Annotated in this window: 12 protein-coding genes; 9 read left to right on the forward strand and 3 right to left on the reverse strand. The window is 47.7% G+C overall.

Annotated features, from left to right (window positions below; translation table 11 throughout):
- Nucleotides 1-230 precede the first annotated feature (230 nt).
- A complete protein-coding gene (locus NSS94_RS06550; RefSeq protein ID WP_029516220.1) occupies nucleotides 231-1316 on the forward strand; it encodes an AI-2E family transporter in 1086 nt (361 codons plus the stop codon).
- Between the two features lie 39 nt (nucleotides 1317-1355).
- Here the strand turns inward: NSS94_RS06550 and NSS94_RS06555 are convergent, their stop codons facing one another.
- Nucleotides 1356-1817 carry a bactofilin family protein gene (locus tag NSS94_RS06555; protein ID WP_318626969.1) on the reverse strand — a complete coding sequence of 154 codons (462 nt, stop codon included), beginning with the start codon at nucleotides 1815-1817 and terminating at the stop codon, nucleotides 1356-1358.
- A gap of 45 nt (nucleotides 1818-1862) precedes the next feature.
- Entirely contained in the window at nucleotides 1863-2894 is a 1032-nt protein-coding gene (locus NSS94_RS06560) for a M23 family metallopeptidase (RefSeq protein ID WP_341039017.1), read from the reverse strand.
- Between the two features lie 146 nt (nucleotides 2895-3040).
- Between NSS94_RS06560 and cls the strand changes: the two genes are divergently transcribed.
- Complete coding sequence (cls, locus tag NSS94_RS06565; protein WP_069011100.1) at nucleotides 3041-4471, forward strand: cardiolipin synthase; 1431 nt, start codon at nucleotides 3041-3043, stop codon at nucleotides 4469-4471.
- Nucleotides 4472-4663: 192 nt separating this feature from the next.
- Complete coding sequence (locus NSS94_RS06570) at nucleotides 4664-5608, forward strand: YitT family protein (protein ID WP_029516224.1); 945 nt, start codon at nucleotides 4664-4666, stop codon at nucleotides 5606-5608.
- Nucleotides 5609-5677: 69 nt separating this feature from the next.
- Here the strand turns inward: NSS94_RS06570 and ligD are convergent, their stop codons facing one another.
- Nucleotides 5678-6580 carry a non-homologous end-joining DNA ligase gene (ligD, locus tag NSS94_RS06575; protein ID WP_340931604.1) on the reverse strand — a complete coding sequence of 301 codons (903 nt, stop codon included), beginning with the start codon at nucleotides 6578-6580 and terminating at the stop codon, nucleotides 5678-5680.
- 213 nt (nucleotides 6581-6793) lie between these two features.
- Between ligD and NSS94_RS06580 the strand changes: the two genes are divergently transcribed.
- The 6 genes from NSS94_RS06580 to NSS94_RS06605 all read left to right on the forward strand — a co-directional run bounded on the left by NSS94_RS06580 (nucleotide 6794) and on the right by NSS94_RS06605 (nucleotide 12145).
- A complete protein-coding gene (locus NSS94_RS06580) occupies nucleotides 6794-8062 on the forward strand; it encodes a sulfotransferase family protein (protein ID WP_341039019.1) in 1269 nt (422 codons plus the stop codon).
- Nucleotides 8059-9984, forward strand: coding sequence for an asparagine synthase-related protein (locus tag NSS94_RS06585; RefSeq protein ID WP_341039021.1), 1926 nt, complete (start codon nucleotides 8059-8061; stop codon nucleotides 9982-9984). The genes NSS94_RS06580 and NSS94_RS06585 overlap by 4 nt, the downstream gene beginning before the upstream one ends.
- A 52-nt stretch (nucleotides 9985-10036) precedes the next feature.
- A complete protein-coding gene (locus NSS94_RS06590) occupies nucleotides 10037-10165 on the forward strand; it encodes a paeninodin family lasso peptide (RefSeq protein WP_134902123.1) in 129 nt (42 codons plus the stop codon).
- Nucleotides 10166-10364: 199 nt separating this feature from the next.
- Nucleotides 10365-11375 carry a serine kinase gene (locus NSS94_RS06595; RefSeq protein ID WP_341039022.1) on the forward strand — a complete coding sequence of 337 codons (1011 nt, stop codon included), beginning with the start codon at nucleotides 10365-10367 and terminating at the stop codon, nucleotides 11373-11375.
- Nucleotides 11362-11664: a lasso peptide biosynthesis PqqD family chaperone gene (locus NSS94_RS06600; protein ID WP_029516229.1), complete on the forward strand. Its 303-nt coding sequence runs from the start codon at nucleotides 11362-11364 to the stop codon at nucleotides 11662-11664. Before NSS94_RS06595 ends, NSS94_RS06600 begins: the two co-directional genes overlap by 14 nt.
- A gap of 1 nt (nucleotide 11665) precedes the next feature.
- Nucleotides 11666-12145 (forward strand): lasso peptide biosynthesis B2 protein, encoded by a 480-nt coding sequence (locus tag NSS94_RS06605; RefSeq protein WP_341039023.1) that lies wholly within the window; start codon nucleotides 11666-11668, stop codon nucleotides 12143-12145.

Here is a 12145-nt window from a genome sequence, read left to right on the forward strand (position 1 = left end):
TTAGAGTTACACAAAGGACGTTCAAATGCTCAGCATTTGGACGTCCTTTTGTTATTTCAGGATTTTGCAAAATCCTCATTTAACACTGTTTTATCCAGTATCTATGTCATTTTTGTTACATATTCTGCGTGCAGGGGTATATTGTAATCTATTTTCAGCAAGAATCAATCAATAGGGTCATTTTGCGTTTAAAGAGGTAGAGAGAAATAGAACAGAGGGGGCCGCATGGTATGCTGCAAAATAATCGTTTTTTTCGTGTAACTACAGGTATCGTCATGCTATTACTCATCATTTACTTGGGCACCAAAGTAAGTTTTATATTTAGTCCTCTCGTATCCTTGGTCAGCTTGCTGGTGGTACCGTTAATGCTATCTTTTTTCCTCTATTATTTATTAAGGCCGATTGTGGATGTAATGGAACGGAGAAAAATCAAACGATCGATCTCCATCTTGCTGATTTATTTGGTCATTGGAGTGTTATTGTTTGTTTTCTCATGGGGTGTGTGGCCTACGCTGCGTGATCAAGTAACCAATTTATTTGAAAATGCGCCGAAGCTCATTAAAAGTCTGGTTGATCAATTGAGCCAATGGCGGCATAATCAATCCTTGAGACAAGTGCTGCCTCCGGGTGAAGACCCGCTGTCACAACTGTCAGATACGTTGAACGAAGCCTTTTCGACGCTATCTGATTATTCGGTAAAGCTGGTATCGTTCGTGTCCTACTTTTTTATCGTATTGGCTACCTTCCCCATATTGCTCTATTACATGCTGAAGGAAGGGAGCAAGTTTGGCCCTAAAATGCTAAACTTCTTTCCTAAAAAATATCACAAGGACGCATTGGAGGTTATGGAAGATATCGATAGTGCACTCAGCAGCTTTATCGTCAGTCGGGTGCTGATCAATGTCGCGTTGGGTGTGATGATGTTCCTTGGATTTTTGATTATTGGTTTGCCTTATGCCTTGCTGCTCGCCGTTATTTCGATTTTCCTTAATTTTATTCCCTATGTGGGGGCAGTGGCTGCTTCTATACCCGTGGTTATTATTGGATTTCTCGAATCACCTTCGATGGCGCTCTGGTCGCTGGTCGTGGTGATTGCTGCACAGCAAATTCAGGATAATTGGCTGTCACCTATAGTTTTTGGTAAACAGCTGGATATTCATCCGTTGACTGTCGTTATTTTACTGTTAGTTGGTGGCGACCTGCTCGGGATTCTGGGTATCATTTTGGTGATTCCATTGTATATGTGCGGAAAAATCGTCATACGCAAGGTATACCAATTATTTTTGGAACGCAGAGTGGAGGATATTATGGAATGAATGGAGAATGCACTGGATTTAAAGGAGTATATACTGACTTTACCCTGCTTCAGATTGCAGAGCGGCTTGGCTGTCCTCCCTGTCTTTGCTGAAACTAGATTGGGTTTCGTCGTTTGGCTCATCCGTAGAAGTTGACAACTCTACATCCTTTGTTCGGTTCATTTGACTTGTGCCGTCCAGTACACCGCCTTCAGAAATGACCAATGCAGCGGTCGCGGTATTTCCGTACAGCTCACCTGTCGGCGTAATGGTCAGTCGTCCTTCTGTAGTAATGCTGCCGAACACCTTACCGGCAAGGATGACGTCTTGTGCGAAGATGTCCGAACGTACAACAGCAGATTCTCCAATGACGACAGTACGAGTGCTGCGGATATCGCCCTGAAAATGACCGTCAATCCGAATATTGGCCTCTGCCTCAACTGTACCTTCAAAGCTGGTGCCATTAGCGAGCAGTGTATCCATAGCTGGGGTGGAGAGCTTTTTTTTGGATTCCTTAAACATGATGGTTTTCCCCCAATCTTTTATTGTGAAAATTTTGCAAAATCCTCATTGTACATACAGTAATGGATCGACAGGTTGGTTATGCTTGACGATCTGAAAATGAAGATGAGGTCCTGTGCTTCTCCCGGTACTTCCCAGCAGACCGATGGTCTGTCCTTTGTGGACACGATCTCCTGGAGCCACCTGCATGCCGCTCAGGTGCATATACCAGCTCTGGAGTCCGTCAGGATGCTGGATGATGATGCACTTGCCGCGGGCTCCACTAGAAGCAGCCTCCAAGACGGTGCCTGCTCCTGCTGCATAGACAGGATCACCGGTTTGTCCGGCAATGTCCACGCCTGAATGAAAGGCAGATCTACCCGTAAAAGGGTCGCTGCGATAGCCGAAGCTGGAGGTCATTTGCCGTGAACCTACAGGCCAAACGGAGGGTTTCCCTTGCACGGCAAGAGCCAGCCTACGAGTCTGGAGTAACTGTGCGGCTTGTTTGTGCTCCAGATTTTGCTGGACGGCATTTGCTTGCTGAATAGAGCGAGGAACCGTACGTTCCACCGTGTCCAACAGAGATTCGATCTCCTGAAAATCATCCATTGCCTGGCGAGTTAGGAAGGCAGTATTTTCATGTACTGCGATCAGCTCACCCCCAATATGGCCGGAAGCATCCCAGGAGAGCGGAGTCATGGTCTTTTTATGGTTACTTGTGGCAGATGAGTTTCCGTGTTTACGAATGAATTGTTGCATTTGCTGTTCCAGCTCTGTTACGCGCTGAAGGCGTTCACGAATATGGGTGGCTTGATTTGTCAGCTCCATGACTTCCTGCCGTAGTCGCCCAATGGCTGCATCCTTGTCCGCTACCGTGACCTCCATCTGCAAACTCTGGACAGCAAGATTCGTTTCCATTTGGGAAATAATATGGGAAGAACGGATTTGCAGCCCGATCACGAGCGTAGAGATAGACGCGATCACAAGAGTCGGGACGAGAATGACAGCGGCTGTAGAGCATTGTAGCTGCTTGGGCGGTTGCTGTGCATCCCGAATAACAAGCAGGGTCATCCGGCGATTTAGGCTTCCTTTTTTCATAATCGCTCCTTTCCGGACATCGCTCCTATAGTGCTTGGTTACTATCTATTCAGCTTAAGAGGCAAACATGTCAAAAAAATTGGAGCTTAGTATAAAACGTAGATGAGGATTTTGCAAAATCCTGAGATATATAAGGAGGCTTAGACATGCTGTGGTTGCTGTTGGTTTTAATTGTTTTTATTTTTCAGACCGGGACGATTCTGCTCTTTGAATTTCGCAAGCCGTCCAAAGCGGTAGCCTGGCTTTTTATTTTGTTTTGCTTCCCGCTCATTGGCTTTGTCGTGTACTACTTTGTTGCACAGGATTATCAGAAGCGTAAAGTGGTTCGAAAAGGGGGATCGCAGCTGTTTCGTGAATTCCGCGAGCGTCTATGGGCGCAATCCAAGGTCATTGAACATGTGGAGCAAATGCATAATCCTCATTTCAAACATCAGGAGCGCCTGTTTAACCAGTTAATTCGTATGTCGGAAAACCCGTTGACTGGATGTAACCGCACACGTGTGCTGACGAACGGTGAAGAAGCCTTCGAGGCCATGCTGGCAGCGATGGAACATGCGCAACATCATATCCATGTGGAGTTTTACATATTTCGGGCCGACGAAATCGGAAGAAAGTTTCAAGAGGTCATGATCCGCAAGGCACGTGAGGGAGTAAAAGTACGATTCGTTGTAGACGGTGTGGGGAGCTACAATTTACCCTATTCCTTTATTCGCACCTGTAGTGAGGCGGGAGTGGAATTTCATTATTTTCTACCTCCGTTTTTCGCCACGCTGGACCGCCGGATTAACTATCGCAATCACAGGAAAATCGTGGTGGTAGATGGCATGGTCGGATTTGTAGGAGGGATTAATGTAGGCGACGATTATCTCGGAAAATACCCCAAAGTAGGATTTTGGAGGGATACGCATTTGCAGATTGAAGGAGATAGCGTCTATTTTCTACAAAATGCGTTTCTTAGTGACTGGAAGCTGGCCTCAGGGGAGAGACTGATGGATGTGAATTTATTTCCTCCACATACCTGTACCGGGGATGAGGAAGTACAGATTTTGAGCAGCGGTCCCGATCAGGTATGGGATACGATTCAGGAAATGTGCTTTGGGGCGCTCACAGTTGCCAAAAAGCGGATTTGGATTACGACGCCGTATTTTATTCCCGATCCGGGCATTTATGAGGCGCTCAAGCTGGCGGCAGTCAGTGGCGTAGATGTGAAAATTATTATTCCCTACCAGTCCGATTCGAAGTTAGTTCATTTGGCGTCTCTGTCCTATGTACAAGAACTGCTGGAGGCAGGGGTGGAGTTCTACCAATATCGAAAAGGATTTATTCATGCCAAAGTGGTGATTGTCGATGATTTACTCGGCTCGGTCGGGACCGCCAATATGGACATGCGCAGCTTTTTCTATAATTTTGAGTTGACCGCTGTCGTTTTTGCTAATTCAGCGCTGGAACGGCTTTCGGCAGATTTTGTAGAGGACATTTCCAACTCCTCACGCATAGATTTAAACGTGTTCCGCAGACGGCCTAGATCTCAGAAAACAGCTGAAATTCTAACTCGCATGCTCTCTCCACTCCTTTAAAGGCGATTTTCGTCGTTTTTATCGATATAATCCCGCTTTATTGTGATTTATGTGCTCTTTGCTAACTTTTTTGCGCGAAATCACAGTTTTGTGATATACTATTTATATAAATAGCGCGGTAAAGAATAGGGGACTGCGGATAGCAGCCCCTTTTTTGTCCAATATATCATACTGTAACGGGGGGATTTATATATGAGTGTAGTGAGCAAGGAAGTCCAAAGTTTATCTGAGATTACAGATGTGACCGGAGAGTTGACCAAGATCAGCAAAATTCCAGCTAATCCGAAGAACAAAGTAAAACGCCTGTTTCAGCGTGCAGCCATGATAGTAGTTGGTGCAGCTCTGATGGCAGTGGGATTGGAAATATTTCTGGTTCCTAACGGCGTTATTGACGGAGGCGTTACAGGTATTTCCATCATGGCCTCCAAGATTACTGGCTATCCGCTCGGTATTTTCCTGACCCTGTTGAACCTTCCATTTTTACTTATCGGCTACAAACAAATCGGTAAAACCTTCGCTTTATCCACATTATTCGGTATCGTCGTAATGTCCATTGGAACCGCGTTACTTCACAATGTAAGTGCGTTGACTCCTGGTGAACCGCTGCTCGGCGCTATTTTTGGGGGCGTCATTCTCGGTGTTGGGGTGGGTCTTGTGATTCGGTCTGGCGGTTCGCTGGATGGAACAGAGATCGTAGCTATTCTCGTCAGTGAAAAAACTCCTTTTTCGGTCGGTGAGATCGTGCTGTTCGTTAACATATTCATTCTGGGAAGTGCAGGTTTTGTGTTCGGTTGGCCAAATGCCCTGTATTCCATGATTGCTTATTATATCGCCATGAAAATGATTGATATTACGATTGAAGGTCTGGATCAGTCCAAATCGGTCTGGATTATTAGTGACAAATACCGTGATATCGGGGATGCCCTGACGGATCGTCTTGGACGGGGCGTAACTTATTTGGAAGGTGAAGGTGGCTTTACGGGCGAAAGCAAGAAAGTGATTTTCGTCGTCATCACCCGACTGGAGGAAGCGAAGCTGAAGAGCATCGTTGAAGATTGGGACCCGCACGCTTTCGTTGCGATCGGTAACATTCACGATGTGAAGGGCGGACGCTTTAAGAAAAAAGGAATACACTAGCGCAAGGGGACAATTTCTCAGCCTAATGGCTGTGGGGTTCGTCCCCTTTTTTATTCTTCCAAGCATGGATCAGGTTCGGTGTGCCTTGGTGCGCATATGCTTGAGGACGTCTTCTACAGGTTGGGGAGGAACCTTGTCGATCAAGTCGCCTACCCGATTTAGTCGTTCCTCAATATTCAGCAAATGGTAGTCAAGTGGTGATACATCTTGCCGTACCTCTTCCCATGTTAGCGGAGTGGAGACCGTAGCGCCGGGGCGTGCCCGCGGGGTATAAGGAGCGGCCAGAGTTTTCCCCTGATAATGCTGCAAATAATCAAAATAGATGGCTGTTCCACGATCCTTCTTTAACCTTTCGAGTGTGAACAGATGCGGGTGCTTTTCTGTCACAAACTGTCCGACTAATAGCCCGATGCTGCGAAGTTCGTCGAAGGTTATGCCTGTACGGATCGGAACGATAATTTGTACACCTGTGGCCCCGGATGTTTTGGGGACGGAGTCCAAACCAAGCGAAGCCAGTACTTCACCGACAATAGAGGCTGCCTCCATAATACGTGGCTCCACCTCTCTGGATGGATCAAGGTCAATCATCCATTCACAGGGCAGCTTGTTTCCCGCTTCGTGCAGAGAGGGGTGGAATTCCAACGCAGCTTGATTACCAAGCCAGAGGAGTTGTGGCAATTTGCCGAGCACGATATATTCAATGCCATCATGCAGGGCGGTTTCAATATAGTCCGGCCGAGGACGTGGGGCATTTTTCTGATAAAAAAAATCACCGTGAATCCCATGTGGCCAGCGGATGACGGTCAGCAGACGATGATGACAATATTTGAGCAGGAAGGGAGCCAGTACCGCGAGCTTGCGAAGATACAGCGCCTTAGTCACGCCTGCTTCAGGCCACAGCGGTTTATCCGGGTTGGTGATAGGAATTTCCTGACCTTCAATGGTAATAGTACCTTTAACAGCTTGTCCCATTGTGCTATCCTCCTTTGGCTAATATGCAGCAAAATCTTTATTTACAGGCTGATTGTTAAGCTTTTAGATCTACATAGGGTTTAACATGAACGTGAAGTGCTGAATTTATCCATCAAAAGGATTGACAAGATACATTATGTATCATAAATTTATAATAAAAATACGATATGTATCTATTAAAGTGTCTTGAGCAGAGGTAGAGGAGGAGTTTGCTTGATTGAAAAGCAAGGCGGAGGGCTGGTATTCCTGTTAAGTGTCCCTCGGAGTGGAAGCTCGTTGCTTACCGCCATTTTGCAAAACCATTCCCGCCTGTTTGCCACGCAGGAAATGTGGTTTCTGCTCAGTTTATATGATCTTCCGCAGTCACATGCACGCCCATATGGAGGAACAGGGATACTCCGGCAATTTTTTAAAGGTATGGTCCCCTCCGACGTATTGGAGCAGGCCTCCCGTTCGTATGCACTTGAAATATATAATGGTTTGCTTCAAGGAACAACAGCAGATATGCTTATCGACAAATCCCCGCGTTACTATACGGTGCTGGAATTTATAGACCGTTTATTCCCTGCTGCCCGCAGGTTGTGGCTTATCCGAAATCCTTTGGCCATTGTGGCCTCATTCAAAAAGGTCAATCAGCTACGGAACGGACGTTTTCAACTACTGGAGGAACTGGGGAGTCCGCATTTTAATATGAAAATGACGGATATTACGGTTGGTTTGTTCCGTTACGCTCATTATTTTGCTGCACCTCATTCACTTGCATACCCGCTTAGGTACGAACAGCTCGTATCCAATCCAACGACGGAGATTGAGAAGCTGTGCGGTTTTCTAGGAATCCATTATGAAGCGGGAATGGAAAAGTACGGAGACTTCGCGGATACGCCCAAATCCAGTCTTTTTTATAGCATGGGAGCGGGCGATCCATTCGTAGGAGAGCATGAGCAGGCGCATCAGGATTCGGTACATAGCTGGCAACATTTGTTGAGTAAAACGGAAATTGAGCTGTATTGCAGAAGCATTGGGTCCCACATGTTTAAGCAACTTGGTTACGCGGAAGCGCTGGAGCAGGCTGAACAGATGACTGGAGTTCACTTTGAAGATGAGCCGGATATGGAGCTGCTCAGTCGACGTACCCAACAATTCCTCCAGCAAAGCGGCTTTGAATGGAAGGAAGCTTATCGGATCCTCGAAGAACAGGATACAGATAACAGAGAACTCGTGACAAATGCAACCCGTCATACTGCACCTCAAGATCCCGCAAGGATGCATGTGGACCAGAGCGTGAACGATCGACGGATCCAATCACTGGAAAACAGATTGGCACATAGCTATGAGGAGCGGAACCGTCTTATCGCTCAGCTTCAAAGCTATCAACGCCCACATCAAGGTCTCCGATCTCGCAGCCTCTTGGCCCGTAAACTCAGGTACTTGGCGTCTGTAGCATTATCAAGTATAGGAAAAGAAAAAGGGGGAAGAACGTGAGTGCGATTGCCGGAATCTATAGCTTTGGGCATGAGTCTGTATGCACCGAAGAAGGCGGGAAAATGATGCAGGCCCTGCGGAAATATCCCGCTGACCGCGTATGCGCTTGGTGTGAAGGCTCTATTTTTTTAGGTTGTCATGCCCAGCATGTGACCCCGGAATCTGTTCATGAGCGTCTTCCCTTCTATGATGAGCTAAGAGATTTGGCAATCACGGCGGATGCGATTATTGACAATCGTTCCGAGCTGTTTGAACGGCTGGGAGTTGAGCAGGAACGGCGGCAAGATATCACGGACAGCGAGCTGATTTTGCTGGCATATGACAAATGGGGAGTGGAGGCAGCCAGTTATCTGATAGGTGATTTTGCCTTTGTCATTTGGGATGCCAAGGAACATCGATTATATGGTGCTCGAGATATGACAGGCCATCGTACGCTGTACATCTACCAACATGACCGAGGATTCGCGTTTAGCACGGTAGTCGCTCCGCTTTTGGCCCTGTCCTCTCTGCGAAAAGAACTGCATGAACCGTGGCTGGCCGAATTTTTGTCCATCCGCACCATGCAGGAATCCGTCGATATCGGGACGACCGCCTACAAGCATATCAACCAGCTTCCTCCTGCACATTGGTTCACTATGGAGGAGGGGAAGCGAACCCTTCATAAATATGCATGCCTGGATGAGGTAGAGCCACTGCGGCTCAAAACAGGAGGTGAGTACATAGAAGCTTTCCACGAGGTGTTCACACAGGCGGTCACTGCCCGATTACGGACGCATCGCGCTGTAGGGGCTGCCTTGAGCGGAGGGCTGGATTCCGGAGCGGTTGCCAGCTTTGCCGCGCCAGCGCTGCACTTGCAACAAAAGCCGCTACATGCCTACAGCTATGTGCCTGTTCAAGATTTTACAGACTGGACACCGCCTACATTGCTGGCGAACGAACGAAGCTACATTCATTCTACGGCTCGCTATGTGGGCAACATTCACGAGAACTATATGGATTTTGAGGGAAAAAGTCCGTTTTCAGAAATTGATATTTGGCTGGATTTGATGGAGGCTCCCTACAAATATTTTGAAAACTCCTTCTGGATCAGAGGTTTTTATGAAAAAGCGCAGGAACACAATGTCGGTGTACTGTTGACCGGGGCACGAGGCAATTTTTCCGTATCGTGGGGCCCTGCACTGGACTATTATGCCCGTCAGTTTCGTCATTTGCACTGGTTGCAATCCTTTCAGGGATTGAGGCGGTACAGCAAGCTTACGGGCAGGCGTATGTCTCATCTACTCCCCGTGATGTTGAAGAAAGCGACTTCACTTGAACCTCGTTTATGGCTGCGGCGTGGCCATCGCAGTCCCGTTCCTTCACTGATTCACCCAGAGTTTGCCCAACGGATGAATGTAGAAGATATTCCTGTATTGAGCGGAACAGGTTGGATGAAAAATGCCGATCAGACGAGAAAAGAGAAGTTCTCAAATTTGGCGATTGCCAACAAAAATGGTGTGGTCGCGACCAAACTTTCACTACGTTACGGCCTATGGGAACGTGATCCGACCGGGGACAGCCGGGTAATTCGCTTTTGCTTATCGGTGCCTTTTGAGCAGTATGTACAAAACGGTCGGGACCGTGCCCTCATTCGTACGGCCATGCGTGATCATCTACCTGATGATGTTCGGTTGAACCAGCGGGTACGCGGCGTGCAGCCTGCAGATTGGCTACATCGTATGCTTCCTTGTTGGGATACGTTTATGGGGGAGCTTCAACTGATGTGTCATGATTTACGAGCCGCCGAATATCTCAATATTGAGTTTATTAAGACGGCTATGGCAAAACTTCACCACCCCGGCCCTGAGCAGGCGTCTGATCCGAATATAAGACTACTCATGCATAGCCTGATTGTGTACCGTTTTCTCTGTAGATTCAACTGATCGAATCTGTCCGGTCAGACAGTTCGCCATTCGTTGGAGGGGAGGTGATGAAATGAGTAAAAAAGAATGGCAGGAACCGACGATAGAGGTGCTGGATATTAGCCAGACCATGGCGGGTAAAGGCTGGAGACAGATTGATTGGGTGTCCGACCACGATGCCGATATCTATAATCCAAGCTAATAGATGGTTATACATGTTATACATGCAGCCAATGTTGGACTGGAAGCCAGACAACTGGGCCGATAACGATTGAATGAACGAAAATAGCATGATCCATTGGACTCGTATTCAATACACAGCCGTCTTTATTTCTTTCGGGTTAGAGGTGTTGCCCAAGAAATAAAGACGGGATTTTTAAAGACAGAGGAGTGAGTCCTACGTGCATGACAGGAGTGCAAATGTCAGTTGGACGAAATATACAGCCTTTGGACTCAGGATTGCGAGTGAGCTGAATCTGCCTGAGCTAATGCTGGCAGCACCAGGAGTGGTAGAGGATGTAGTCATTCGACAGGCTGATTTGACTGCATGGAGTGGTCAGCTGGAGCAGGCCAATTTTGTGATGCTGGATGAGCGATTTATGTTCCGAATACCGGGCACGGCCATTTATGCCGTCAGGGAAGGCAAGGAGATCGAGGTAAGTATATTCTCTGGGGCTGATCCTGACACCGTGCGGCTGTTTGTGCTGGGTACATGCATGGGTGTTCTGCTGATGCAAAGACGAATATTACCTATTCACGGAAGTGCGGTCGTCATCGGGGGGAGGGCCTACGCATTTGTGGGTGAATCGGGTACGGGGAAATCGACATTGGCTGCTGTTTTTAGGCAGGCAGGTTATCAGATGGTTAGTGATGACGTGATTGCTGTAAAAGCTACGGGTTCCTCTGCCATTGTGTATCCAGCTTATCCGCAGCAAAAGCTGGGGCTTGAAAGCTTGCTCCAACTGGAGGCTTTACGGGAGAACAAGCATGTACGCAATTCTGTAATGCCACAATACACAGATCTGCGTACGCTTGCAGGTGAGCTGAATAAATATGCCGTACCCGCCGTAGATGATTTTTATAACGATCCGCTGCCCTTAGGGGGCGTATTCGAGCTGGTGGCAGATTCTCCAACCCGTGCGTTGATGCGCGAAGGGGAGCTAGTGGCGGTTACGGAACAGCCCTTGAACGTTCTGGAGTGCTTGCATACATTACTACAACATACATATCGCAGGGTGATTATTCCGCGAATGGGTTTGAGTGAATGGTCGTTTGATACAGCGGCTAGGATGGCTCGGAAAGTGGAGGGCTGGCGCTTGCTGAGGGATAGTTCCGTCTTTACTGCGTCCGAGGTTGTACAACGGGTACTTGAACTCATTCGTAAGGAGGAAAAGAGTTATGGCAGCCACTAATCCAGCTAAGGATCATTATCGCGTCATTTACAATGAAGAGGTCTACGTCAGTGATATGGACGGAGAAAAAGTGATGATGAGCATTAACACTGGTAAATATTACAATTTAGGCTACACAGGAGGACGAATCTGGGAACTGGCAGAATCCGGTCCTTCACTTGGCGATATCGTAACTGTCCTGACGAACGAATATGAAGTGGACGAGGAACAGTGCAGACAGCAGGTACATACCTTTGTGGCTGAGTTGGAGCGGGAAGGACTGTTAAAGCTTCTACGGGAGCCGGTATAACATGCGGATACAACGGCTTCTTCTCCTGTCTCCAGAAGTCAGAAGATTGTTGCCGGAAGCCTGGCTGGAGCTGGGATGGGCGAGGCTGCGCCAGCGTCGTTCTTTTTGGGATTACTCAAGGGCTTGGGGCATACGTATGGAAGAAACCCCATGGCAGTGTGACGCTGGGCAAGAGAAGTCCATTCGGCAGATTTCACACGCTGTGGAGCTGGCAAGCCGTTATACTCCTTGGCGCAGTAGTTGTCTTGTACAAGCCGCTGCGGCGATGACGTTGCTGGGGCGCAGAAAACTGGACTGCACGTTGTATTTGGGCACAGCCAAAAATGCCGCGGGACGCTTGGCCGCACATGCATGGGTACGTAGCGGACCGATTTATGTTACGGGGAAACGGGAGATGGAAGCATTTACGGTGGTGGGAATATTCGGGAGACGTGCTATGACGGATACAAACATAGAAAATAAAGGTAGTTCTTTGCTTTAA

It is taken from the genome of Paenibacillus sp. FSL L8-0644 (assembly GCF_038008165.1).
Classification (GTDB): Bacteria; Bacillota; Bacilli; order Paenibacillales; family Paenibacillaceae; genus Paenibacillus; species Paenibacillus polymyxa_D.

Bases quoted from the DNA above. Each gene is read 5' to 3' on its own strand.
- NSS94_RS06550 (WP_029516220.1), top strand. From the start codon at position 231: ATGCTGCAAAATAATCGTTTTTTTCGTGTAACTACAGGTATCGTCATG.
- NSS94_RS06555 (WP_318626969.1), bottom strand. From the start codon at position 1,817: ATGTTTAAGGAATCCAAAAAAAAGCTCTCCACCCCAGCTATGGATACA.
- NSS94_RS06560 (WP_341039017.1), bottom strand. From the start codon at position 2,894: ATGAAAAAAGGAAGCCTAAATCGCCGGATGACCCTGCTTGTTATTCGG.
- cls (WP_069011100.1), top strand. From the start codon at position 3,041: ATGCTGTGGTTGCTGTTGGTTTTAATTGTTTTTATTTTTCAGACCGGG.
- NSS94_RS06570 (WP_029516224.1), top strand. From the start codon at position 4,664: ATGAGTGTAGTGAGCAAGGAAGTCCAAAGTTTATCTGAGATTACAGAT.
- ligD (WP_340931604.1), bottom strand. From the start codon at position 6,580: ATGGGACAAGCTGTTAAAGGTACTATTACCATTGAAGGTCAGGAAATT.
- NSS94_RS06590 (WP_134902123.1), top strand. From the start codon at position 10,037: ATGAGTAAAAAAGAATGGCAGGAACCGACGATAGAGGTGCTGGATATT.
- NSS94_RS06600 (WP_029516229.1), top strand. From the start codon at position 11,362: ATGGCAGCCACTAATCCAGCTAAGGATCATTATCGCGTCATTTACAAT.
- NSS94_RS06605 (WP_341039023.1), top strand. From the start codon at position 11,666: ATGCGGATACAACGGCTTCTTCTCCTGTCTCCAGAAGTCAGAAGATTG.